This window comes from Paenibacillus sp. R-74696 (genome assembly GCF_055814915.1).
In genome coordinates, this window is the sequence record NZ_JBPULM010000013.1 from 59,709 (window position 1) to 83,805 (window position 24,097).

Below are 24,097 nucleotides of genomic sequence, written 5' to 3' on the forward strand. Positions count from 1 at the left end.
AGGTCGCTATGTTTACAAAGGTACTGATCGCAAATCGCGGCGCAATTGCCGTGAGAATTGAGCGCACGCTGCGCAAGCTAGGTGTTCAATCTGTCGCTGTCTATACGCAGGCGGATCAAGACAGCAGACATGTCGATGACGCCGATGAGGCGGTGTGGATTGGGGATGGCCCTGCTAAAGAGAGTTACTTGAATGCAGAGCTCATTCTTCAGACGGCGATAGCAACAGGTGCGGAGGCGATACACCCGGGCTATGGATTTTTGAGCGAAAATGCAGACTTTGCCCGTGCCTGTGCCGAGCGTGGTATCGTATTCATCGGCCCGACCCCGGAGCAAATGGAGCAGTTTGGGCTTAAGCATTCCGCCAGAGAGCTGGCGCTGAAGGCTGGCGTGCCAATGCTGCCGGGAACCGACCTGATTGACAGTGTGGAGGAAGCGGTGCTGCATGCACGGCAAATCGGATATCCGGTTATTCTGAAAAGCACGGCAGGCGGCGGCGGTATCGGCATGCGGGTATGTGACGATGAGCAGGCGCTGCTTGCTGCCTATGAGGGTGTTCGTCATCTGGCGGAGACGAATTTCAAGAACGACGGGATGTTTTTGGAAAAATACATCGCCAAGGCACGCCATGTCGAGGTGCAAATTTTCGGCAACAGCTACGGTGAGATTGTTGCGCTTGGTGAACGGGATTGCTCCGTGCAGCGGCGCAATCAGAAGGTGCTGGAGGAAAGTCCGGCTCCCCATTTGCCGGACAGCGTCCGCGCGGCCATGATGGAATCGGCAACGAGGCTTGCGGCCGAGGTGGGCTACCGCAGTGCGGGAACGGTGGAATATTTATATGACCCCGAAACGGCTGCGTTTTATTTTCTGGAAGTGAACACGCGGCTTCAGGTGGAGCATGGCGTGACGGAAGAGGTGCTTGGGCTCGATCTGGTGGAATGGATGGTGCGGGAAGCGGCGGGGGAACTGCGCGAGCTGAAATCATTAGTAGGGGAGCCGCAGGGACATAGCATTCAGGCTCGCATCTATGCGGAGGATTGCTTGCAGGGCTTCCGTCCAAGTGCGGGGCAGTTGGATCAAGCGAGATTTTCAGAGCAGGCTCGCAATGAAACATGGGTGAGAGACGGCATGACCATTACGACGCTGTATGACCCGATGCTGGCAAAAATCATCGTGCATGGCGCGGATCGCGAGGATGCTCTGCGGAAGCTGGGCGAGGCGCTGGCGCAGACGCGGATGTACGGCCTGACGACGAATTTACAGTACGTGCAGGCGCTGCTTGCGGATGCAGCTTGTAAGGAGGGGCTTGTTTATACGCGGATGCTGGAGGATTTTGCGCCAGTTGAGCAAGCCATCGAGGTGCTGGACGGCGGCGTGCAGACGACGGTGCAGGATTGGCCTGGAAGAGTCGGACATTGGGACGTGGGTGTGCCGCCATGTGGTCCGATGGACCCTTACTCGTTCCGCCTAGGCAACAAGCTGCTCGGCAATTCGGATCAGGCGGCGGGCCTTGAGCTGACGCTGCGCGGCGGTTCTTATCGCTTCCGCGGTGCGATGCGATTTTGCCTGACGGGTGCTGACATGCAGGCGAAGCTGGATGGCAAGCTTGTGCCGCTGTATGCGCCTTTACTGGCGAAGGCAGGGCAAGTGCTCAGCTTCGGTGAGGCAGCCGCTGGGCTGCGGACGTATTTGCAGATTGCAGGCGGGCTGGATATGCCGCTCATTCTGGGCAGTGCCGCAACGTTTACGCTGGGCGGCTTTGGCGGTCATGGCGGCCGGGCGCTGCGAGCTGGTGATGTGCTGAGAGTTCACGGTGCTGGCAGTACGCTATCTCATGAAATGGCGGTCTCTGAACGATTGCCGAAACAACAATCTGAACAGCAATCTGAGCAGCTTTCTGAACAACGCTCGGAACTGCTTCGAGACCATGTATCCTCGACGTTAGCAGAAGGGCTTGCTCCTGCTTACCGTCCGGCTATTGGGAGACAATGGACGATTGGTGTCATACCGGGACCGCATTGTACAGAGGAATTTTTGCGACCGGAGTATTTAAAGCAGTTAACCGATACGCAGTGGGAGGTTCACTTTAACAGCTCCCGTACAGGAGTGCGTTTAATTGGTCCTGCGCCGCTTTGGACTAGAGAGGATGGAGGAGAAGCGGGGCTGCATCCTTCGAATATTCACGACAATGCCTATGCTGTGGGAACGCTTGATTTGACGGGCGATATGCCGATTCTGCTGGGGCCCGATGGCCCGAGCCTGGGTGGTTTCGTATGCCCGGTCACGACGGCTTCCGCTGAGTTTTGGAAGCTGGGGCAATTGCATCCCGGCGACAAGGTTTATTTTCAGCTATTGACGCTTGAAGAGGCTGATGCGCTGCGCGATGCGCAGGAAGCTAATTTGCGGGCGCTGGGTGAAGGCGACAGGGCTTCTCTGCAAGAGCTGATGCTTCCTGAGCCTAGGAAACAGTTGCTTTCCCCGTCCTATCCGCTGCTCGTTAGCGAGGAGGCGGGGCGGAGGTTTCCTATCTCCATTCGGTGCAGTGGGGATGAAAATTTGCTCGTGGAATATGGCGAGCTGAAGCTGGACATTTTGCTCCGTTTTCAGGTGCATGTGCTAATGGAGGCGATTCGGGCGGATGCTTCGCTTCCGGTGCTCGATCTGACGCCGGGTATTCGCTCGCTGCAGGTGCATATCGATCGCACTCGCATCACAGCCTACGATGCTTGCCACCGCTTGCTGGAGCTGGATAGCTCGCTGCCGCCGCTTGAAACCATTGAAGTTCCGTCGCGAATTGTCCGGCTCCCGCTTTCGTGGGATGATCCGTCCACGCAGCTGGCGATAGACCGCTATCAGCAAACGGTGCGTCCGGATGCTCCTTGGTGCCCAAGCAACATAGAGTTCATTCGCCGCATCAATGGTTTGGATGGTAGGCAGGATGTACAGCGAATCGTTTTTGATGCCAGTTATCTTGTGCTAGGTTTGGGCGATGTGTACTTGGGCGCTCCTGTTGCGACGCCAATTGATCCGCGGCATCGTCTGGTGACGACTAAATATAATCCGGCGCGGACGTGGACGCCTGAAAATGCCGTCGGAATTGGCGGAGCTTACATGTGTGTTTATGGCATGGAAGGGCCGGGCGGCTATCAATTTGTTGGGCGCACGATTCAAATGTGGAACAAGCTGCGAACGACGAAGAGCTTTACGGCGGGCAAGCCGTGGCTGCTGCGGTTTTTTGACCAAATTCAGTTTTATCCGGTTGCTGCGGATGAGTTGTTGAAGATGCGTGAAGACTTCCCGCGCGGGCGCTTTGATGTCGAAATTACGGAGACAACCTTCGAGCTGAAAGACTATTTGGCGTTTCTCGCTTCTATTGAACAAGATGCGGAGTCGTTCCGTGCTACCCAGCAGGCGGCGTTCAAGGCCGAGCGCGAGAGCTGGAAGGCGCTCGGGCTTGCGGAGTATGTCTCCGAGCAGGATGGCGCGGCTCAAAGCGAAGAAGAGGAGCTGCCTGCAGGGGCGGAGGCCATTCGCTGCAATATGCCGGGAAGTGTGTGGAAGGTGCTTGTACAGCTGGGCGCTCGAGTGAAAAAGGGTGATACGCTTATCATTGTGGAAAGCATGAAAATGGAGTTTTCCCAGCAGGCATCCTGTGATGGGGTTGTTGCCTCGATCTATGTCAAGCCTGGTGATGAGGTTCATACCGGCCAGCTTGTTGCTGGCATTATGCAAATCAAGAAAGAGGTGTCGCTCGTATGACGGCTGTTACTTTTCCTGAAGTGCTCACGATGCAGTGGCTGCGTGAAAAATATACCGCCAAACAGCTTGCGCCTGAGGCGGTTATTGAAGAAATCATCAGCCGTTCCGAGCGAGATGCGGCTATGAATATCTGGATTACGCCGCCTTCGCTTTTGCAGCTGCGCCCTTATCTGGAGCGGCTCGCGCTGCTTGATCCGGCACAAACGCCGCTCTGGGGCATCCCTTTTGCGGTCAAGGACAATATCGACGTTGCGGGCTTTCCGACAACGGCAGCTTGTGCGGAATTTACCTATACGCCAGGCGAGAACGCCACTGTAGTGGAGCGTTTAGTTCAGGCGGGGGCTATCCCGCTAGGCAAAACCAATCTCGACCAATTTGCCACCGGCTTGGTCGGCATGAGAAGCCCTTACGGCGAGGCGCATAATGCTTTGCGCCCCGAGCTGATCAGCGGCGGCTCGAGCTCCGGCTCGGCTGTCGCTGTTGCCCGCGGCCAAGCGGTATTCTCGCTTGGCACAGACACCGCTGGCTCCGGCCGTGTACCTGCCGCGCTGAACGGGCTTGTCGGCTATAAGCCGACCCTTGGCGCGTGGCCGACCAAGGGCGTCGTGCCTGCCTGCGCCAGTCTGGACTGTGTGACGGTATTCGCCCACAGTATAGATGATGCGCTCGCCGTGGACAGCTCCGCTCGCGGCCTGGATCCTGCCGATCTATGGTCAAGGGAGGTTGTACGCTCTGCCAGTGGTCTGCCGTCCAAGCTGTATTTGCCTCAGGAACGTCCAGCCTTTTACGGGCCATTCTCCGACGAATATGCCCGGGCATGGGAGGGCTCAATCCAGCGATTGCAAGCGCTTGGGATCTCCATTGAATATGTGGATTGCAGCTTGTTTGCAGAAGCGGCAGCTGAGTTGTATGAAGGTCCTTGGGTAGCGGAGCGCTGGGCTGATCTGAGCGAATTTATCGAAAGCCACCCTGGGGCTTTCGTGCCTGCAACGGAGCAGGTACTTCGTTCAGGAGCGGCAGAGCGCCATACGGCAGCTTCCGTATTTGCCTCCATGCATCGCTTGCAGGCTTTCAAGCTGGCGACGAAAGCCCTGCTCGGCGATGCGGTGCTGGTAATGCCGACTTGTGGCGGAACGTGGACGCGGGAGCAGGTTCGCGAGCAGCCAATACAGACGAATACGGCAATGGGAGCTTATACGAACCATTGCAATTTGCTTGATTTGAGCGCGCTTGCCCTTCCTTCGGGGGAGGCGGCGGAAAGGCTTCCTTTTGGCATAACGCTGTTCGCTTTAGCAGATCAAGAGCATTTGCTTGAAGGCTTGGGAAGATTGTATGCCGACCAGGCAATGGAGTCTGGGTCGTCGGAACGAGCGAAATGCAGTCTGAATAGCGCTATTGCAAAGGTGTCATCTGAAGCATTCGAATCAACCGACTCCGATCAGACGACGCTCGTCGCTGTGTGTGGTCTCCATATGCGCGGATTTGCTTTAGAGCAGCAAATGCTCGCCTTCGAAGCGAGCTTTGTCAGGGAAGCGAACACGGCGGCTAAGTACGAGCTGATCAAGCTCGATACAACGCCTGCAAAGCCTGGCATGATCAAGCTGGAGCAGGGCGGTGCATCGGTCGCGCTGGAGCTTTGGCGCATGCCGCTTTCACGTTTCGGCGCATTTGCTGCCCTTATACCGGCACCTCTGGGGATAGGAAAAGTGGAGCTGGAAGGTGGGGAAGAGGTGCCAGGCTTCATCTGTGAAGGTTATGCTCTTGAGCGGGCGGAGCGAATTTCCGAGTATGGCGGCTGGAGGGAATATCGGCGAGTAATAAGTCTAATGTAAATAAACCTAACATATAAATTGACAAACCATAAAAAATTACGGTATCCTAATTAAAATTGTTAGATTATCTGACAAAAGGGACGGCGGCTTAGCCAAATTCGCTGCCAGCCCGCTTGCTGGAATGTAAGCGGAGCAGGCGGCGCAAATTGAACGCTTTTGGAGGCGATCATAGTTGAATACAGCGACGGTAACAGCAAAGGAGCAGCCGCAGGAGAAGGCACTGGCGCAAAAAGGGAAAGCTGCTGCTCCGGCAGCTGGCAGCGGAACGATTGAAATTCGCGATTTGCATAAGGTATACGAGACGAAAAAAAGCAGCTTTGAAGCGCTGCGCGATATTCAGCTCACCATTGGCTCCAATGAATTTTTAACGATACTTGGCCCGTCCGGCTGCGGCAAATCTACGCTGCTTCGCATGGTCGCCGGGCTTGATGAGCCTTCGAGCGGCATGCTTGCCTTGGATGGAGAAGAAATCGTCGGCCCGGGCGCTGAGCGAGGCATGGTATTTCAGGGCTATACGCTGTTTCCGTGGCTGACGGTGCGTGAAAATATTGAATATGGTCTCAAGCTGCAAGGGATACCAACGCTTGCTCGCCGTGCCATCTCCAATTATTGGCTTAAAATCATTCGTCTTGAGCGATTCGACAAGTCTTATCCAAAGCAGCTTTCTGGGGGAATGAAGCAGCGGGTTGCCATTGCCAGAGCGCTTGCCAATCGTCCAAAGGTACTGCTGATGGATGAGCCATTTGGCGCCTTGGATGCCCAGACAAAGCTGGAGATGCAGGAGATGCTGCTGGATGTGTGGCAAAAGGAGAAAACCACCGTGCTTTTCATTACGCACGATATTGATGAAGCGATCTTTCTGTCGCAGCGCATTGTCGTAATGGGGGCTGGCCCAGGGCGGATTTTAAAGCAATTTGAAGTGAATTTGCCTGCAGAGCGCTCGCCGGAGGTGCGTGAGCACAAAGCGTTTTTAGCTTTAAAGCGGGAGCTTGTCGAACTGCTGAAGCATGATTGATTTATTTTTAAAGGAGGAGTTAATGATGGAGAAACTGACTAGGGCTGTGCTGGAAGAGGATCAGAAAGATCAGCGGAATTTCCCTACTGCCGAGGTTCTCAAGGCTCGTCCCAAATTGCTTGCGGCTATGGCTTTGCTTGCTACCGTCATGTTATTCAGGCATCCTGCCGCTCTTAATGGAGCGACAGGATGTTTTGATTTTCGGGGAGAAGAAGGACAACAATCGGAGGCCCGAGGAGAGCAAGAGAGGCAGGTTTAAACCTCTTGTAGTCAAATATTTTTTGTAGATGCTACCCAACCCAAGAGCTGGATAGGGCGACAAATATTTAAAAATTTCATGGAGATTCACCCGCTGGAACTAGGAAATTAGTCTGGGAACGAGCTGTCCACCGCCTTTCAGGAGTGCTGAAAGGCGGTGTTAATGAAGGGGATGTAAAGGGTAAAATAGTTTAAAGGGTTGCTGTTCAAGGTTCGTGCATAAGAAATTGGGAGCGGATGAATACTATGGTCAGATTCACAGCAAACGCATTGCCCGGTTTGATCAAGTAAAGAACGGTCCTTCGAGTGCCGGCCTTCGTCATGCATCGGAAAACGACTGCTTCAGCATTCGAGGATTTCCCCTGTTAGCCGTGTTTTTTTAAATATAAGACTTTATAAGTTCCTGCTTATAACCCGCTTATATTTCAGCGCAAAACGAGCCTTTGCCGATAAATGACGGCGAGAGCCGTTTACGCTATTAGACAGGCAGTTCGTACCCAGTAGACTTAAAATCCTCTAGGAAAGTGGGGCAACATGAAATGAAAGCAACTGGAATTGTACGCCGCATTGATGATCTTGGGCGTGTAGTTATTCCGAAGGAAATTCGCCGGACACTACGCATTCGGGAAGGTGACCCGCTTGAAATATTTGTGGATCGCGATGGGGAGGTTATTCTTAAGAAGTACTCTCCTATTGGCGAACTCGGGGATTTTGCCAAAGAATACGCAGAATCGTTGTTTGAGAGCACGAATCATGTGGCGCTCATCTCTGACCGGGATACGATTATTGCGGTAGCTGGCGCCTCCAAGAAGGATCTGCTGGACAAGCAGGTTGGGCCGATACTGGAAAGCTGCATGGAGAACCGCAAAGCTGTAGCTGAAACGACTCCTGGGGCTTATGAGATGATTAAAGATATAAGTGACACTTTCTCAGCCTTCGTTATAGCGCCGATTATTGCAGGCGGGGACCCGATTGGTACCGTTGTGCTGCTTAGCAAGGATGAAACTGTGAAAATGTCGATTATGGAGCAAAAAATGGCGGAGACTGCTGCTGGCTTTTTAGCGAAGCAAATGGAGCAGTAAAACAGGCTCTCCCTTCACACGCAAAAGCCCGGTGCACACAGCAGGTTAGCTGTTTAAGCACCGGGCTTTTGCGTGTTTGTGTTGCTGGGGACTGGATGTCAGAGCATATATGAGCTCATTTTATTCTGATATTTAAAAAGCGTCATCATCTTGAACGGCGAGCTCGCCTGCATAAAGCAGCTTGAAATATTTGTAGCCCAATATACAAAAAGCAATTAAAAAAACGAGTTGTTTAATCAGCATTGGCACAGGAATGAAGTCAGAAACGATCCAAACATCCAACAGGACGGTGAACACGATGATTTGGGTCATAACTTTTGCTCGAAGCTCCGTCCTAATCCACTTTTTCACATGTAAAAGAGCGATTCCGCCGCACAGCATCATTATGAGCCAAATAAAAAAAATGTCTTTATTAAGCGAGTAGCCGAATAAGGAGCCATAAAGCAGTGATGAGGCAATACCAGAGAATTTATGCAATTTTTGTTCGTTGGCATTTAAATTATAATAGGTCTTTTTCATTTAGTTACCATGTGCCTTGCGAGTAATTCAACAAGACCATTTTTCCATCTGGACCTGATGATATTTTTCCGCTGAGGATGCTGCATTTGGAATAGCGGCTAAAATCATTGCCGATGTCGTTATTAAAATTAAGGATTTCTTCAAATTAATACTCCACCTTTCTGGTTATAGAGGGTGTATCTAACGGCATCGAACCCTTTCGCTAAACAATACCTCTATTTTCCATAAAAGGGAATCGAAAAAGTGCTTGTCCGCTTTTTTGTAGTTGCAGCGCCTTCTTTAGTATACTAATGGGAGAAGCTAATTGTAGGAGAGTGGGAGAAAAATGAGTGAACCACATATTACGGTTGTCGGTCTTGGTTCTGGCGACGCCGATCAAATGACGCTTGGCGTATGGCGCAGGCTCCAGCAGGCGGCCCGCGTCTATGTCAGGACGGAGCAGCACCCGGCGATAACGCTGCTTAAGGAGCATCAGCTTGCCTATACCTCGTTTGATTCGGTGTACGAACAGCATGATACGTTCCCAGAGGTGTATGAGGCGATAGCGGCCGCGCTGCTGTTAGAGGCGCAATCGTCGCAAGGAGAGGTTGTGTACGCCGTTCCGGGGCATCCGATGGTCGCAGAACGTACAGTTCAGCTGCTCCGCGAGCGCTGTACGGATGCGGGCGTGCAGCTTGACATTATCGGTGGAGAGAGCTTCTTGGATCAAGCGTTTATTCGGCTTGGCATCGATCCGATTGAGGGTTTTGCGCTGCTGGATGCCGCAGAGCTTCAGCCTGCCATGCTTCAACCGCGCGTACATACGATTATTGGGCAAATTTACGATGCGTTTACCGCATCAGACGTAAAGCTGGCTCTGATGGAGCGTTATCCTGATGATTTCGAGGTTGTCATTGGCCATGCGCTCGGCGTTGCTGGCGAGGAGCAGATTATTCGGGTGCCCCTCTATGAGCTGGATCGCACACCTGGCTTTGGCAATCTTTCATTGCTGTTCGTGCCGCGTACGACGGAGGATGCCGTGCTGAACCGATCTTTTGACCGCTTGCACGAGATTGTGGCGATTTTGCGCAGCCCCGAGGGCTGTCCGTGGGATCGGGAGCAGACGCACTCATCTATCCGCAAAAACTTTATCGAAGAACTGTACGAGGCGCTTGAAGCGATTGATAATGATGATCCGGATGGCATGCGCGAGGAGTTTGGCGATGTGATTTTGCAGGTGATGCTGCATAGTCAGATGGAGGAGGAGACTGGTGCGTTCACCGTCTATGATGTCATTGAGACGCTGAACGAGAAGCTGTTGTTCCGTCATCCGCATGTATTTGGCGCCAGCAGTGCCACGGATGCTGATGAAGCGCTAGGCAACTGGGAGCAAATGAAGGCTGAGGAGAAGGAGCGCAATGGCACAGCTGCCAGCCGCCAATCTCAGCTGGATGGCATTCCGCCAGACCTTCCAGCGCTGATGAAGGCATACACGCTTCAGAAGAAGGCAGCGAAGGTAGGGTTTGACTGGGATGACCTGGGGCCTGTGCTGGATAAAATCCAAGAGGAGCTCTCCGAGCTTCGCGAAGCTATTGCCTCGAAGGATGAGTTGGAACAGGCGGGCGAGCTAGGCGATTTGCTTTTTGCCGTCGTCAATGCAGCGAGATTCATTCATGCCGATCCAGAGGAAGCGCTGACGATGACGAACCGGAAGTTCAAGTCGCGTTTTGCTTATATAGAAGAGCAGCTTCGTATAAACAACAAAACATTTGACCAGACTGATTTAACAGAAATGGACCGCTGGTGGGAAGAAGCAAAGCGACAGTAAGGGACGCGGTTCGCTAAGAGCAGCAAAGATTCCGCACTTTTCGTGAAAAAAATTTGCGGTCAGCGGCAGGAATTCATGTCGGCAAGCAGAATAAGTTAACTTCGTAAGTGTAACAGTTTCAAACTTTCACGAACGTAGGCCGCGCTGAGCGGCTATACCATTAGCTAAGCTTATCATTAGGAGGATTTTAGAATGAACAAAACAGATTTGATTAACAACATTGCAACAAAAAGCGGTTTGACTAAACGCGATGTAGAGGCTGTTCTTAACGGCTTTCTTGGTGAAGTAACAGATGCTCTTGCTGGTGGAGACAAAGTACAATTGATCGGCTTCGGTACTTTCGAAACGCGCACACGCTCAAGCCGTGTTGGCCGCAACCCACAAACAGGCAAAGAGATTAACATTCCAGAATCGAAAGTTCCTGCATTCAAAGCAGGCAACAAGCTGAAAGAAGCTATCCAATAATTCATGCGTCTGGATAAGTTTCTCAAAGTATCCCGCCTGATCAAGCGGCGCACAGTCGCCAAAGATGTGTCCGAGCAGGGGCGCGTCTGGATCAACGGCCGCGAAGCGAAAGCGAGCAGCGCCGTAAAGGTTGGGGATGAGCTTGCTATCCAATACGGGCAGAAGACAGTAACCGTTCGAATTGAGCGAATTGCCGAAACGACCCGCAAGGATGAAGCCGGTGAGCTCTACACGGTGCTGAAGGAAGAACAGCGTCCGCGTGACAATGATCTTGAATGGCAATAAGGTTAAAGGGTTGCTCGCGCATGGTAATTATGTGCAGAGCGGCCCTTTTTTTATAATTTTACGTATATAACCATGAATGGAGCAAATCAAGGAGGGAAACTGAAGCATGACGAAAATAGGTTGGATCAGGCATGGGGTTACGCAATGGAACGTCGAGGGGAGAGCGCAGGGCTCTACGGATATTCCGCTGAATGAGGAGGGCAAGCGGCAAGCGGCAATTTTGGCTGAGCGGCTGAGCAAGGAGGAGTGGCATCATATTTACTCCAGTGATCTGCAGCGGGCGCTTGTGACAGCAGAGACAGTAGCGGCGCGCCTGGGAGGCGGCATGGCAGTCAAGCAGGATGCGCGGCTGCGGGAAATGGGAGGCGGCCTTCTGGAAGGCATGACGGAAGCGGAGCGTATTCTGAAGTGGGGAGCCGACTGGCGCAAAGCGGATTGGCAGGGTGAAAGCCATGAATCCGTTATAGGCCGCGGTTTCGAGGTGCTGAGGGAGATTGCTGATAACCATCCGGGTCAAAATATACTTATTGTCAGCCACGGAGCGCTCATCGGCCGCTGCTTGAAGGAGCTTGTGCCGGACGCTTATAAGAACGAGCCGCTTCAAAACACGTCCATCTCGACGATTTATGCGAATGCGGCAGGTGGCTGGTCCTGTGAGAAGTTTAATTGTGCGCTGCATTTGAGCGGCGTGGCTGATGAAGTAGAGGCGAAATGATTCATTTTCTAAGGTGAAACGGCTGTCGTCGTCCTTTGGCGGAGCGGCACGTTTCAGTCCGAGAAATATAGAGAAAGGATGGCGAAATCACATGCTTTTCTATATTTTAAAAAAACTGCTGCTGTTTGGGTATTTGCAGGCGCTGAATTGCCTATTTCCGGTTACGATCTTCGGGGCTATGGCTCTTACACATTACGTCCAGGTACCGGGCATTGCAAGGTATGACCTAATTCTGCTCATCTGCTTGGTCATGCAGGTTGTTATGGTAGCTACAAAGCTGGAGACGTGGGATGAGCTGAAGGTCATTTGCCTGTTTCACATTATCGGTCTGGCCCTTGAGGTATATAAGGTGAAGATGGGCTCTTGGACGTATCCGGGCGAAGGGTGGTCAAGGGTATTCGACGTTCCGCTTTACAGCGGCTTCATGTATGCGAGCGTAGCAAGCTATATCTGCCAGGCTTGGCGCAGGTTCAATCTGGAGATGGTCGGCTGGCCAAAAATGGCGTATGCGGTAACGATCAGCGCAGCGATTTACTTGAACTTTTTTACCCATCATTATTTGTGGGATTTCAGATGGGTGCTGATGGTGGGGCTGATTATCGTATTCTGGCGTTCTAGTGTCCACTTCACGCTTGGGGAAGCTGTATATAAGATGCCGCTTACGCTGGCTTTTGTTCTAATCGGATTTTTTATTTGGATTGCGGAAAATATTATGACCTTTTTCGGGGCGTGGGCCTATCCGGATCAGGAAAAGCAATGGACGCTCGTCCATGTGAGCAAAATCAGCTCGTGGCTGCTGCTCGTCGTGATCAGCATTATTATTGTGGCCCAGTTGAAACGGGTAAAAAGCGCCCGCTGAGCGCAATGGCATTTTCAGCTAATAGGTATCCGTGCAAGGCATTCTGCTGTTTCAAAATCATAGAATAGGGTATATATCGGTAGCCGCTTTATTTTCATGAGCCCTTTCATAGATTCCATAGGTTTGTCCTTCTGGACAGGTTCTAAAGTTCGTCCCACTCCCATAAGCTTTAGCATAAGCTGCGTTTTTGAAGTGGAGGGACGGGTCAATGGTGGATCAGGATAAAGGGCAGAAGCGTCAGGAAGTGAAGATGCTCAATCGAAAGCTGCTGGAAATTACCGGGGTATTAAACGTGGAGAGCTTTGACAGCGAGGAGTTTTTGCTGGAAACGGATCTGGGCTTTCTGACGATTAAAGGGCAGAATCTGCATATTAAGCATCTCAGCCTGGAGCAAGGTTTTGTCGCTATAGAGGGGCTCGTTCATTCGCTCGCCTATCTGGACGGCAATGCCCCGAGCAAATCCAAAAGCCTGTTTGGTAAATTATTTAAGTGACACTGACGATGCAGTGGTACACGCTCGCGATGATGCTTCTGTCAGGAATCGGCATGGGAGTCGCCTTTGACGGCTATCGTGTGGTGTCGAATGAGCTGCGGTTTCCACGTTGGTGGCTGCCGGTTCTGGACATTATATACTGGCTGGCAGCGTCGATTATCGTGTTTCGTGTGCTGTACGCAAGCAACAATGGCGAGGTGCGGGCGTACGTCTTTCTAGGGCTGGCAATAGGTGTGAGCAGCTATTACTTTCTATTTAGCAAGCCGGTCATCAAGCTGGTACAGGGCATTATTCGCGCTATCCGCGCACTGATCAGAGGAATCGTCAAAACGGTGGAATTTGTCATTATTAAGCCGATTCTTCTTTTGTACAAAATAGGTATTGTAGCACTGGGATTTGGGACTGCTTTCACTATTTTTGTGCTAAAAATTATGTTAAAATTGACTCGTCCATTATGGCTATTGCTATGGTGGGTATTAGGTCCTATCATACGACCGTTGAACCGCCTATTTATGAAGTACGCCGATAAGTTTAAGCTTACAGAGCGCTTTAAGGCAGCGGTTGCACGCGTAGTTGCGCTTTGGCGGAAGTTATTCTAAGTTTTCATGGCATGGAGCAGATCGAGTGATGGATGCATCTGGTTCTATTTCTTAAGGGGGTACAAGCAATTGGCGACAGCAGCAGCAGCAAACAAGTTAACCGTTAATCCAGGCTCCAAGCGTCGGATCAAGATGTGGATGATGTTTATTGTCCTCTTCATGGGCTGGGCGGCTTATACCTTCTTTGGACAAATCCAGCAGCAAAACGCTACCGAACTGCGGCTTGCAGCTGTAATGAAACAGAAGGAAGATGCCACAAATCAGGCGCAGCAGCTGCAACAGGAAATTGAGCGGCTTAACGATCCGGAATATATTGCGCAGCTTGCAACCAAAGGTCAAGGCATGGTTAAAGAGGGCGAACAACAGATACAGGTGGTTAAATAGACGCACAAACGGGTGAACGTCTGTTGACCTTCCTTCTTCCGTTCGGTTATAATCACGTTAATAGTACATTAAGCGAAACTTTTAGGGAGGAACATTTTATTTTATGGCAATTGAAGTAGGCGCGAAGTTAGAGGGCAAAGTGACAGGCATTACGCATTTCGGGGCATTCGTTGATTTGTCTGGAGGTGTCACAGGTCTCGTTCACATCTCGGAAATTGCTGATAATTACGTCAAAGACGTGAAAGATCACCTGAAGATCGAAGACGTGGTCAAGGTCAAAGTGATTAACGTTGACAAAGACGGAAAAATTGGACTTTCCATTAAACAGGCAATTGATCGACCAGAAGGCCAACTGCCTCCTGCACGCGAATCACGTCCAAGCACTCGTCCAAGTGGCGGGCCTGGTGGTGGTGGCGGCGGAGAACGCTTTAATCGTGGCGGCAGTGGTGGCGGTCAGGATCGTGGCGACCGTGGAGGACACGGTGGCGGCGGTGGCGGGCGTCCATTCAAGCAGCAGGCCGGGAGACCAGCTTACGGAAAACCAACTTTTGAGGATAAAGTGTCGCGCTTCCTGAAAGATAGTGAAGAACGCATTTCCTCCCTGAAGAAGAATACCGAAGGCAAACGCGGTGGACGCGGAGCCAAGCGGGTTTAAGCAAGAGCTATATTTTAATGACAAAAGCAGAGCCTTTATGGTTCTGCTTTTTTTGCGTTTATGTGCCGCCTCGAAGTTTTTTCCTCCCCTACTCTTTCAATACCGACACATTCACCTGCATATTCGCCAACAAATGGAAGTGCCAATAGACGGTTTTTGTTGAAGCTATTTGAGGCACTGTCTGCAAAGAGGGCGGCATGAGCCCAGACAGGGCAAGCGAAAATTTGCTTTTGACAAGGACTGCGAGGGCAGTTGATTTTGTCGGAAAAAACTTTTGGGCCGCCTACGTTAAACTGACAAACTTCCTATGGACGACCTCCTATAATGGGAAACACAATACATTCGGAAATGGTGGTGTCTGCGGATGAACAAGGAAAGTGTACTCGTATTTCCCAGAGGAAAGAAAGAAGGATGGTTGCAGCCTCGAATCGGTAAAGTCAAGGAGCGTGTTGCCTCGCAGCGATTTATTCAGCTGGTGCTGGCGAAAAAATGGACCTTCCTGCTTGTTGCTGTTGGTTTTTTGCTTGGACGAGCCGTCATTTTGGAGTCGCTTATGCCGTTTGCCGCCGCTTATTTTGCCGTCATTTATTTTCTTCGAAAGGATGCGGTTGCTTGGGTTGGGCTGTCAGTGGTGGTGGGGAGCTTCTTCGCGGTTACACCCTCCCCAGTCTGGATTGCGATGGAAATTGCCGCATTATTTCTTTTGTTCAAGGGGCTCGAAGCCTACGAGAAGGCTGAGCTTGCTTCGGCTCCGCTGCTCGTATTTACCGCCACCTTGCTCGTCCAATTGTTTCATGCCTTCACCTTGGATACGCTGACCTGGTACAGCATCATGCTGGTTGTAGTGGAAGCGGCACTCGGCTTTGTTCTCACGCTCGTGTTCATCCAAGCCATTCCGGTGCTGACTATGTCTAAGAAGACAACGGCGCTGCGCAGCGAGGAAATCATATGCCTGATGATATTGCTCGCTTCCGTCATGACAGGGGCGGTTGGCTGGGTGATCTACGGCATGTCGGTGGAGCATATAATGTCACGTTATATGCTGGTGCTGTTCGCGCTTGCTGGGGGCGCGCCGCTTGGAGCATCGGTCGGGGTCATTGCTGGACTCATACTCAGCCTTGCGGACTTTAACGCCATTGTGCAGATGAGTCTGCTGGCGTTTGCGGGCTTGCTGGCGGGGCTGCTGCGGGATGGAGGGAAGATGGCTGTAGCCTTCGGCATGCTGCTCGGAACGTCCATTCTAGCCGTATATGTAGGGGGTCAAGGCGATGTGATGGCATCCACCTGGGAATCAGTTACAGCGGCTATTATGCTGATTTTGACGCCGCGCGTCATGATACGAACGATATCCCGCTATGTGCCGGGAACGAATGAGCATGCGAAGTCACAGCATGAATATGCGAAGCGGGTGCGTGAGGTGACGGCTGAGCGGGTCACGCAATATTCGGAGATGTTCCGGCAGCTCTCGCGAAGCTTTGGGCAATTAAACGGCGGCGCTGTGGCGATGAATCGCGAAGATGAGATCACTCATTTTATGAATGAGGTGGCGGCACGAAGCTGCGCAAGCTGCCATCGGCAAAATGCATGCTGGGGGGATAAATTTTATCAGACCTATAAAGTGATGACGGAGATGATGACGACGGTTGAGCAGGAAAGGGCTCCTGGAGCCAAGGATATGCCGCGAACATGGACCGCCCATTGCTCCAAGTCGACGCAGGTGATGTCTGTCATGAAGCAGCAGTACGAGCTTTATCAAAATAATATGCACTGGAAGAAGCAAATATTCGACTCTCGTCAGCTGGTGGCCGAGCAATTGACCGGCGTGTCCCAGGTCATGGAGGATTTGGCGAAGGAAATTCGCCGCGAGGGGCAAACGCTGCATTTGCAGGAGGAGCAAATTAGGGAGGCGCTGGAGGGGCTGGGTCTGTCGATTCGAGAAATTGAAGTGATTAATTTGGAGGAGGGCAATGTTGATATTGAGCTGTACCATACCTTTAGCAAGGGATATGATGAGTGTCGCAAAATTATTGCGCCGCTGCTTACGGATATTTTAGGTGAGCATATTGCAGTTAAACTTGAGGAGGAACCAGAGAAAAATGGAGAAGCAACAAGGGTCGTATTTGGCTCCGCCAAAGTGTTTGAAATTGAAACGGGCGTTGCTGGTGCGGCAAAAGGGGGCGATCTGCTGTCAGGCGACAGCTTTAGCATGGTGGAGCTTGGCAACGGCAAATTTGCCGTGGCAATTAGCGATGGCATGGGAAATGGAGAGAGGGCGCGCCAGGAAAGCAGCGCAGCGCTGTCGATTTTGCAGCAGCTGCTCAAGTCGGGTATGGACGAGAAGCTCGCGGTCAAATCGGTCAATTCCATCCTGCTGCTGCGTTCGTCAGATGAAGTATTCGCAACCGTGGATCTCGCCATTATCGATCTTTACACCGCCTCAACAATGTTTATGAAGATAGGATCAACGCCGAGCTTTATTAAGCGCGGCAAGGAAGTGATTCCAGTTACGGCCAATAATTTGCCAATCGGTATTTTACAGGATATTGATGTGGATATGATTTCGATGCAGCTTCAGCCCGGGGATGCACTCATTATGATGAGTGATGGCATTTATGATGCGCCAGGCCATGCGGTCAATAAGGAGATGTGGATGAAACGAATGATTCATGAGCTGAAAACGGAGGACCCGCAGGAGATGGCCGATGTGCTGCTGGACACCGTTGTGCGTTACCATAAGGGGGAGATTATCGATGACATGACCGTGCTGGTGGCGCGTGTGGACAAGCATTTGCCAGAGTGGGCGGCATTCCGCTGGCCGGGGATGACGCGAATGGAGCGCCCGCGGACGGTAAGCTAGCATATAGGAGGGCCGCCAGGGACGGCGACAGCCGTTTTACCTTGGCTCACATACTAATTGGAGGTGAAGCGGCTAAGCGGTAGCTAAATAGAATGTTCTCTTGGAGGTGGTTAACCAAACCAGCGTTCATTCATAGCGTGCTTCAAAGGAAGCGGCTATGAATAAACGCTGGTTTTTTCTGCGTATAGCCGTTTATCTCTCTTAAAATGGGCAAAACTGATAGAATCAGCTCCTTGTCACTCTAAGTGGGTCGGCATGCTGGTTTGTGGCTGTTTGTGCAAATATAAGAATTTATAAGTTTCACACTTATAAATGGGCTTATATTTCAGCGCGAAACGGAAGCTTTGCCGCCAGATGATGGCAAAGCCGTTTACGCTTGTGAAGGGAGATTGATAGGGATGAAACAAATTTTGCTAATAACCGATGGTTGTTCGAATGTAGGGCTTAGCCCGATTGTAGCAGCGGCTCATGCGAAGGCGGAGGGTATTGCAGTCAATGTCGTCGGGGTGCTTGATCACGGCGATGCAGGCGAGTCCGGCAGCATGGAGATTGAGGAGATTGCAAGGGCTGGCGGGGGCATCAGCCGGATGGTTCATACGCGCCAGCTGGCGCAGACTGTCCAGATGATGACGCGCAAGACGGTTGTACAGACGATTCAGCTAGCTGTACAGAAGGAGCTTAAACATGTGCTTGGCAGCGGGGCGATTGAGGATTTGCCGCCGGAGACGCGCAGCGAGGTCGTGAGGGTGATGGATGAGCTGGGGGAAAGCTCCAGTCTGCAGGTGGCGCTTCTTATCGATGCCAGCGCTAGCATGAAGCCAAAGCTGATTGCGGTAGAAGAGGCGATCCGCGACTTGATGCTGAGCCTGCAAGCAAGGCAAGGGAAAAGCGAAATCGCTGTCTTTCATTTTCCGGGCGGAAGGCATGGAGAAGAGTGCAAAATGGATTTGGGCTGGACGGATAATTTGACAGGAGCGCAGTCGATTTTTCCAAAATTGCAAATGAGCGGCACGACGCCAACGGGTCCTGCGCTGATGCAGGTGATTGATTTTTATCGTCAGGGGGATTATGGTAGGAGGAGCAGAGAAGAAACGGATGGGATGATGAGTGACTACGTCGTTTAGAATCAGTCTCCGCCGTGGCACTGTGGTGACTGGAAAATGGAAGCGCCGTAAGTATCGGGTCGAGCGTCTGCTTGGGGAAGGCGCCAATGGCAAAGTGTACTTGGTCCATTCCGACCAGGGGTGGGTTGCGCTTAAGGTAGGTGCTGACGCAGTAGACCTGCAATCGGAAATCAATGTGCTTCAGACGCTTGCGAAGCAGGGGAGGCGTCAGGCGCCTGCATTTTTGTATGACGTGGATGATCTGCAAGGCTCCGATGGACGCGATTACCCTTTTTATATTATGAAGTATGTGCGCGGGGTGAACTTGTCTGCGTATTTGCTGCAAAACGGCAAGGAATGGTTCCCGCTGGTCAGCCTTAATCTGTTGAATAAACTGGCGGAGCTTCACAGCAAGGGCTGGGTATTCTGTGATTTGAAGATGGAAAATGTGATGGTTGCCGATTATGGGCATGTCGAGCTGGTGGATTACGGCGGGGTGACGGCGGTAGGAAAGAGCATTCGCCAGTTCACTGAAATTTATGATCGTGGCTACTGGAACGCAGGTTCCCGGGCTGCCGATTTGAAATACGACTTATTTTCTTTCGCTGTGCTGTGCATCCAAATGCACGAACCGAAGAGACTGCACCAGCTTACCTTGACGCTGCTCCCGCAAAATCGTTCGACCGATGATTTAGAGCAGCTGATTGCGACCAATGCTTCTCTGAAGCCGATTGCAGGCTGGCTTGCAGAAGCTCTTGCGGGACGTTTTGCAGATGCTGCTGAAGGCGCGGAGGCGTGGCGTGTGCTGATGCATGGAACGAGCCGCAAGCAAGCTGCTCCGACCCCTTTCTGGCTCAAAGGGCTAGTTGCGGGTTCGGCAATTATGCTGGCTGTATCGGTTTATTGGCTGCTTCGCGTGGGTATGTAATGACATGAGATGTTATAGCAAGGTTTCGCCAGCTATTTTGTTGAAGGCGGCGGCCAGAAGGGAATGAGGGAAGAGGAAATGACGATAGGAATCGATATGCTTCCCGATGTTCAGAAGCTGGCAGCAGTGGAACGGTTATGGAGCGAAGGGGACTGTGTTGTTGTTGCTGTCTCCGGGGGACCGGACTCTATGGCTCTGCTGCATCTCCTGAGCCGCCTGAAGTCAAGCGGGGTGCTAAACGTTGTTGCAGCTCACGTGAATCACGGCTTCCGGCCGAAGGAGTCGGCGCTGGAGGCAGAGGTAGTTCGGCGTTATGCGGGGGAGCTTGGGCTGCCCTTTGAGCTGACAGAACTCGATTTGCCTGCTTATATAGAAGAAAAAAAAATGAACGCACAATCGGCGGCGCGCGAAAAACGCTACGCCTATTTGCATGAGGTTGCGCAGCGATGGGGCGCGCAGGCGATTGCCCTTGCCCATCATGCAGATGACCAAGCGGAAACGGTGCTCATGCATTTGATTCGCGGCAGCGGTATTTCGGGACTTTCTGGCATGTCGCTGCGCAGGCAGGAAAAAAACGTGGAACTCATTCGCCCCCTCATGCGTAAGAACAAAACAGACCTTTTACAATACTGCCGTCATTACGGCATTCCGTATTGCGAGGACAGCAGCAACGAGAAGCGCCATTACTTTCGCAATGTTGTCCGTCTGGATGTTATTCCGCAGTTATCCAGCTTCAATCCGCAGCTGTCCGAATCGCTTGGCCGCCTTGCTGAAGTGGCGGGCGCCGAGGATGAATGGCTGGATAGGCAGACAAAAGCTTTATTCGAAGAGTTAGCCTATACGGAGCCAGAGGAATGTTCTGTAAGCTGCAGTCGTTTGGCGGGCCTTCATGTCGCTTTACAAAGGAGATTGATTAAACTAATATTAGATTATCTTTCGAGGGATGCTGATGTGGTCTCCTTCGAGCATATCGAGTCTATGCGGCTTGCCGCAGCGCCCGAAAGTTCAAGCACTTGGCGTATGGATATTGGAAACGGTTTGCGCTGCTTGCGTGAATACGACCATATGCGTTTTGTCAGGATGCCGAAACAAGAGGAAGCGAATACAGACTATGCGCTTGTTGTTGTACCTTTGACCCAGCAATACATAGAGGTAGAGGCGGGCGGCTGGAAGCTCGCATTTGAGCGGCGGACAGCTGATGATCAGACTGCTGGAAAACTGGCGGGCCGCCATGAAGCTTGTTTCGATTTGGAGCAGCTTGCGTTTCCGCTGACTATACGAAATCGGCGCCGTGGCGATCGAATTCAAGTTTTAGGATTAAATGGGTCTAAAAAAGTGCAAGATATGTTCGTTGACGAAAAGCTGCCTCCTTCACAGCGCGAACGCTATCCACTGCTTTTCGATGCAGATGGGCGGCTGCTGTGGATTCCAGGCATAAGGCGATCTAGCCATGCGCTTATCAGCCCAAGCACGAAGGAACTATTATTCATTCGTCTTACGAAAGAATAAGAAGCACTGTTACACTCATAAACATAAGTACTGTAGGGGGATTAATCCGTTGTTAAACGACATTCAAGAAGTGCTTTACGATGCACAGCAGATTCAGGCCAAGGTGCGTGAGATGGGCAAGAAGCTCAGTCAGGATTTTGAAGGGCGTGACCCTCTCGTTATTTGTATCCTTAAAGGGGCCATTATTTTCATGTCCGACCTGATCAAGGAAATGACGATTCCGCTGGAGATTGATTTTATGGCGGTGTCGAGCTATGGTCAGTCGACCAAGTCCTCAGGTGTGGTCAAGATTATTAAGGATCTTGATGTATCGGTTGAAGGCCGCGATGTACTCATCGTTGAGGACATTATTGACAGCGGTTTGACGCTAAGCTACTTGATTGATGTTTTGGAGCGCCGCAATTCCAAATCGGTTACGGTGGCTACGCTGTTCGATAAGCCAGCACGCCGTACAGTAGATCTCGAAGCAGACTATACGGGCTTTACGCTGCCGGACGAATTCGTTGTCGGTTATGGGCTTGATTTTGCTGAGCGTTACCGCAACCTGCCGTTCATTGGCGTTTTGAAACCGGAAGTGTACGAGAAGTAATTTGAATGGGCTTAACCAGTATGCCTGTCCTCCAAGTGGTTCTATTGTGATGGAAAGTCATGCTATGTTAAAATATGAAAAGCGTCTTGAGAGGAGGTAGGAGATGAATCGGATCATCCGTAACACTGGATTTTATTTGATCATCTTTTTGGTAACCGTCGGGATTATTCAGTTTATCAGCAATCAGAATGATACTACCGTCGAAATACGATATGATCAGCTTCGCGCTGCTATTAATGAGAACAACGTCGCGGAAATGATGATAAAGTACGATGGTCAGTCTTATTATATTTCTGGTAAATACATTAAACAGCCCGAAAACGCGAAGAGCATACAGTTCACATCGCGTGCAGGGATCGATTCAGGCGAGGTATTGCGTGAAGCCGCAGTGAAAAACGGTTTTGAGTTACAGTATAAACCAATGGATACGCCAAGTGTCTGGCTTACACTCCTTACTTCCATCATTCCGTTTGTGATTATATTCGTTCTGTTCTTCTTCTTAATGAATCAAGCGCAAGGCGGTGGCGGCAAAGTCATGAATTTCGGCAAAAGCCGTGCCAAGCTTTACAATGAAGAGAAGAAGCGCATCACTTTCGAGGATGTGGCAGGGGCGGATGAGGAGAAGCAAGAGCTGGTTGAAGTTGTTGACTTCCTCAAAGATCCGCGTAAGTTTAATCTGGTAGGCGCCCGTATTCCTAAGGGTGTTCTGCTCAATGGTCCTCCGGGAACAGGTAAAACGTTGCTTGCCCGTGCAGTTGCCGGTGAAGCAGGCGTGCCATTCTTCAGTATTTCGGGTTCGGACTTTGTGGAAATGTTCGTCGGTGTCGGCGCATCCCGTGTCCGTGATTTGTTCGAAAATGCGAAGAAAAATGCACCTTGTATTATCTTTATCGATGAGATTGACGCCGTTGGCCGTCAACGTGGTGCTGGTCTTGGCGGTGGTCATGATGAGCGTGAGCAAACGCTCAACCAATTGCTCGTCGAGATGGACGGATTTGGAGCGAACGAAGGTATCATTATCGTGGCAGCAACGAACCGCCCTGATATTTTGGACCCTGCCTTGCTGCGTCCGGGACGTTTTGACCGTCAAATTACGGTTGACCGTCCAGATGTGAGAGGCCGTGAAGCGGTGCTAAAAGTTCATTCCCGCAATAAGCCGCTTAACAAGGACGTCAAGCTGGATATTATCGCAAGACGTACAACAGGCTTCTCCGGAGCAGATCTTGAAAACTTGCTGAACGAAGCAGCGTTGCTTGCTGCTCGTCGCAATAAGAAAGATATTGCAATGAGAGAGGTTGATGAAGCTATTGACCGTGTTATCGTAGGTACAGAGAAGAAAAGTCGCGTAATCAGCGATCGTGAGAAGCGTATTGTTGCTTTCCATGAAGCTGGACATACGATTATTGGATTCTTCCTGGAGCATGCGGATCTCGTTCATAAAGTGACCATTATTCCTCGTGGCAAAGCTGGCGGTTACGTCATCATGATGCCGAAGGAAGACCGGATGCTGGTAACGAAGCAGGAGCTGCTGGATAAAGTGACTGGCTTGCTTGGCGGACGTGTAGCTGAGGAATTGTTTATCGGCGAAATCGGCACAGGCGCATACAGTGACTTTAAACAAGCGACGAGTATCGTTCGTGCGATGATTATGGAATACGGAATGAGCGACAAGCTTGGTCCATTGCAATTCGGAAGCTCGCAAGGACAGGTGTTCCTTGGACGTGATATCGGCCATGAACAAAATTACTCCGATGCGATCGCTTATGAAATTGACCAAGAAATGCAGGCGATTATCGGAGCTTGTTATGAGCGTGCGAAAAAATTGCTCACCGAGAGATCGAAAGAGGTTCACACGATTGCGGAGACGCTTCTGTCTGTAGAGACGCTTGAAATGGATCAAATCAAACGTTTGATCGAAACAGGCACGCTTGAATTGGCGGAAGGTGAAGCAGAGAGTGTTGCTGTTGAACCAACAACTGAACCAATCGTCGATACGATTGGCGACGTTAAGGTTCGTATACAGTCAAGAGAAGCAGGAGAAATCCCTTCATTGGATAAATCTGATGATAAACCGAATGATGGGGAAGAACCGAAATAAACAGGATAGAACTAAAAGAGCATTCCTTTGATTTAGTGAATTTTAAAAATTCATTAAAGGTCGAAGGAATGCTTTTTTATTTCTTAATAATACGTTATCAAGTTATTTTAATAGTTCGTTCATGAAAATTTATATTTATTCACGAGTTCAATATTATATGAATCAAGTTATGGGAAATTCTAAGCAGTAGAAATCCTAGCAGGCAATGTTAAATCTTAAAATTAAAAAATAAGCTAGGTGAATACATATATCTATAAGGATTATTGTTGATTCTAGGGCTTATCTAG

At 51.0% G+C, this 24,097-nt stretch carries 21 protein-coding genes; 20 read left to right on the plus strand and 1 reads right to left on the minus strand.

All coding sequences use genetic code 11. The annotated features are described in order from the left end of the window. The first annotated feature begins 8 nt into the window (after nt 1-8). The 5 genes from uca to spoVT all read left to right on the plus strand — a co-directional run bounded on the left by uca (nt 9) and on the right by spoVT (nt 7,945). Nucleotides 9-3,758 carry an urea carboxylase gene (gene uca / locus ACSR9A_RS02485; protein ID WP_473755431.1) on the plus strand — a complete coding sequence of 1,250 codons (3,750 nt, stop codon included), beginning with the start codon at nt 9-11 and terminating at the stop codon, nt 3,756-3,758. Beyond that, nucleotides 3,755-5,590 (plus strand): allophanate hydrolase, encoded by a 1,836-nt coding sequence (gene atzF, locus ACSR9A_RS02490; protein WP_473755432.1) that lies wholly within the window; start codon nt 3,755-3,757, stop codon nt 5,588-5,590. The genes uca and atzF overlap by 4 nt, the downstream gene beginning before the upstream one ends. Nucleotides 5,591-5,810: 220 nt before the next feature. Next, entirely contained in the window at nt 5,811-6,605 is a 795-nt protein-coding gene (locus tag ACSR9A_RS02495) for an ABC transporter ATP-binding protein (protein WP_473755469.1), read from the plus strand. A gap of 22 nt (nt 6,606-6,627) precedes the next feature. Then, a complete protein-coding gene (locus tag ACSR9A_RS02500; protein WP_473755433.1) occupies nt 6,628-6,864 on the plus strand; it encodes a hypothetical protein in 237 nt (78 codons plus the stop codon). Nucleotides 6,865-7,402: 538 nt separating this feature from the next. Beyond that, on the plus strand, nt 7,403-7,945 hold the full coding sequence (gene spoVT, locus ACSR9A_RS02505; RefSeq protein WP_341280342.1) for a stage V sporulation protein T: 543 nt from the start codon (nt 7,403-7,405) through the stop codon (nt 7,943-7,945). A gap of 132 nt (nt 7,946-8,077) precedes the next feature. Here the strand turns inward: spoVT and ACSR9A_RS02510 are convergent, their stop codons facing one another. Beyond that, nucleotides 8,078-8,464 carry a hypothetical protein gene (locus ACSR9A_RS02510; RefSeq protein ID WP_473755435.1) on the minus strand — a complete coding sequence of 129 codons (387 nt, stop codon included), beginning with the start codon at nt 8,462-8,464 and terminating at the stop codon, nt 8,078-8,080. Nucleotides 8,465-8,789: 325 nt separating this feature from the next. Between ACSR9A_RS02510 and yabN the strand changes: the two genes are divergently transcribed. The 15 genes from yabN to ftsH all read left to right on the plus strand — a co-directional run bounded on the left by yabN (nt 8,790) and on the right by ftsH (nt 23,810). Then, complete coding sequence (gene yabN / locus ACSR9A_RS02515; RefSeq protein ID WP_473755437.1) at nt 8,790-10,271, plus strand: bifunctional methyltransferase/pyrophosphohydrolase YabN; 1,482 nt, start codon at nt 8,790-8,792, stop codon at nt 10,269-10,271. Between the two features lie 192 nt (nt 10,272-10,463). Continuing rightward, entirely contained in the window at nt 10,464-10,736 is a 273-nt protein-coding gene (locus tag ACSR9A_RS02520; RefSeq protein ID WP_046234423.1) for an HU family DNA-binding protein, read from the plus strand. Between the two features lie 3 nt (nt 10,737-10,739). Continuing rightward, the gene (locus ACSR9A_RS02525; RefSeq protein WP_046234424.1) at nt 10,740-11,021 is read left to right on the plus strand and encodes an RNA-binding S4 domain-containing protein; all 282 of its coding nucleotides are present in this window, start codon (nt 10,740-10,742) and stop codon (nt 11,019-11,021) included. 106 nt (nt 11,022-11,127) lie between these two features. Further along, nucleotides 11,128-11,736 carry a histidine phosphatase family protein gene (locus ACSR9A_RS02530; RefSeq protein WP_473755438.1) on the plus strand — a complete coding sequence of 203 codons (609 nt, stop codon included), beginning with the start codon at nt 11,128-11,130 and terminating at the stop codon, nt 11,734-11,736. Nucleotides 11,737-11,827: 91 nt separating this feature from the next. Beyond that, the gene (locus ACSR9A_RS02535) at nt 11,828-12,595 is read left to right on the plus strand and encodes a DUF817 domain-containing protein (protein WP_473755439.1); all 768 of its coding nucleotides are present in this window, start codon (nt 11,828-11,830) and stop codon (nt 12,593-12,595) included. A 208-nt stretch (nt 12,596-12,803) separates the two neighbouring features. Further along, on the plus strand, nt 12,804-13,088 hold the full coding sequence (gene yabP / locus ACSR9A_RS02540) for a sporulation protein YabP (RefSeq protein ID WP_473755440.1): 285 nt from the start codon (nt 12,804-12,806) through the stop codon (nt 13,086-13,088). Beyond that, nucleotides 13,085-13,687, plus strand: coding sequence for a spore cortex biosynthesis protein YabQ (gene yabQ, locus ACSR9A_RS02545; protein WP_473755442.1), 603 nt, complete (start codon nt 13,085-13,087; stop codon nt 13,685-13,687). The genes yabP and yabQ overlap by 4 nt, the downstream gene beginning before the upstream one ends. A gap of 69 nt (nt 13,688-13,756) precedes the next feature. After that, nucleotides 13,757-14,071 carry an FtsB family cell division protein gene (locus ACSR9A_RS02550; RefSeq protein ID WP_473755443.1) on the plus strand — a complete coding sequence of 105 codons (315 nt, stop codon included), beginning with the start codon at nt 13,757-13,759 and terminating at the stop codon, nt 14,069-14,071. A 103-nt stretch (nt 14,072-14,174) separates the two neighbouring features. Continuing rightward, nucleotides 14,175-14,726: a S1 domain-containing RNA-binding protein gene (locus ACSR9A_RS02555; RefSeq protein ID WP_099517810.1), complete on the plus strand. Its 552-nt coding sequence runs from the start codon at nt 14,175-14,177 to the stop codon at nt 14,724-14,726. A 364-nt stretch (nt 14,727-15,090) separates the two neighbouring features. Continuing rightward, nucleotides 15,091-17,583, plus strand: a complete 2,493-nt coding sequence (spoIIE, locus tag ACSR9A_RS02560; protein WP_473755444.1) for a stage II sporulation protein E — start codon at nt 15,091-15,093, stop codon at nt 17,581-17,583. Between the two features lie 398 nt (nt 17,584-17,981). Next, nucleotides 17,982-18,707, plus strand: a complete 726-nt coding sequence (locus ACSR9A_RS02565) for a vWA domain-containing protein (protein ID WP_046234430.1) — start codon at nt 17,982-17,984, stop codon at nt 18,705-18,707. Continuing rightward, complete coding sequence (locus ACSR9A_RS02570) at nt 18,691-19,614, plus strand: protein kinase domain-containing protein (RefSeq protein ID WP_473755446.1); 924 nt, start codon at nt 18,691-18,693, stop codon at nt 19,612-19,614. Before ACSR9A_RS02565 ends, ACSR9A_RS02570 begins: the two co-directional genes overlap by 17 nt. A gap of 78 nt (nt 19,615-19,692) precedes the next feature. Then, nucleotides 19,693-21,123: a tRNA lysidine(34) synthetase TilS gene (tilS, locus tag ACSR9A_RS02575; protein ID WP_473755447.1), complete on the plus strand. Its 1,431-nt coding sequence runs from the start codon at nt 19,693-19,695 to the stop codon at nt 21,121-21,123. A gap of 49 nt (nt 21,124-21,172) precedes the next feature. Beyond that, nucleotides 21,173-21,712 (plus strand): hypoxanthine phosphoribosyltransferase, encoded by a 540-nt coding sequence (gene hpt / locus ACSR9A_RS02580; RefSeq protein WP_338553848.1) that lies wholly within the window; start codon nt 21,173-21,175, stop codon nt 21,710-21,712. Between the two features lie 103 nt (nt 21,713-21,815). Then, nucleotides 21,816-23,810, plus strand: coding sequence for an ATP-dependent zinc metalloprotease FtsH (gene ftsH / locus ACSR9A_RS02585; protein WP_341280352.1), 1,995 nt, complete (start codon nt 21,816-21,818; stop codon nt 23,808-23,810). The last annotated feature ends 287 nt before the right edge of the window (nt 23,811-24,097 follow it).

Bases quoted from the DNA above. Each gene is read 5' to 3' on its own strand.
- ACSR9A_RS02525 (WP_046234424.1), top strand. From the start codon at position 10,740: ATGCGTCTGGATAAGTTTCTCAAAGTATCCCGCCTGATCAAGCGGCGC.
- ACSR9A_RS02555 (WP_099517810.1), top strand. From the start codon at position 14,175: ATGGCAATTGAAGTAGGCGCGAAGTTAGAGGGCAAAGTGACAGGCATT.
- ACSR9A_RS02565 (WP_046234430.1), top strand. From the start codon at position 17,982: ATGAAACAAATTTTGCTAATAACCGATGGTTGTTCGAATGTAGGGCTT.
- uca (WP_473755431.1), top strand. From the start codon at position 9: ATGTTTACAAAGGTACTGATCGCAAATCGCGGCGCAATTGCCGTGAGA.
- spoIIE (WP_473755444.1), top strand. From the start codon at position 15,091: ATGAACAAGGAAAGTGTACTCGTATTTCCCAGAGGAAAGAAAGAAGGA.
- tilS (WP_473755447.1), top strand. From the start codon at position 19,693: ATGACGATAGGAATCGATATGCTTCCCGATGTTCAGAAGCTGGCAGCA.
- ACSR9A_RS02510 (WP_473755435.1), bottom strand. From the start codon at position 8,464: ATGAAAAAGACCTATTATAATTTAAATGCCAACGAACAAAAATTGCAT.
- ACSR9A_RS02535 (WP_473755439.1), top strand. From the start codon at position 11,828: ATGCTTTTCTATATTTTAAAAAAACTGCTGCTGTTTGGGTATTTGCAG.
- yabP (WP_473755440.1), top strand. From the start codon at position 12,804: ATGGTGGATCAGGATAAAGGGCAGAAGCGTCAGGAAGTGAAGATGCTC.
- ACSR9A_RS02500 (WP_473755433.1), top strand. From the start codon at position 6,628: ATGATGGAGAAACTGACTAGGGCTGTGCTGGAAGAGGATCAGAAAGAT.
- ACSR9A_RS02530 (WP_473755438.1), top strand. From the start codon at position 11,128: ATGACGAAAATAGGTTGGATCAGGCATGGGGTTACGCAATGGAACGTC.
- ftsH (WP_341280352.1), top strand. From the start codon at position 21,816: ATGAATCGGATCATCCGTAACACTGGATTTTATTTGATCATCTTTTTG.
- yabN (WP_473755437.1), top strand. From the start codon at position 8,790: ATGAGTGAACCACATATTACGGTTGTCGGTCTTGGTTCTGGCGACGCC.
- ACSR9A_RS02520 (WP_046234423.1), top strand. From the start codon at position 10,464: ATGAACAAAACAGATTTGATTAACAACATTGCAACAAAAAGCGGTTTG.
- atzF (WP_473755432.1), top strand. From the start codon at position 3,755: ATGACGGCTGTTACTTTTCCTGAAGTGCTCACGATGCAGTGGCTGCGT.
- spoVT (WP_341280342.1), top strand. From the start codon at position 7,403: ATGAAAGCAACTGGAATTGTACGCCGCATTGATGATCTTGGGCGTGTA.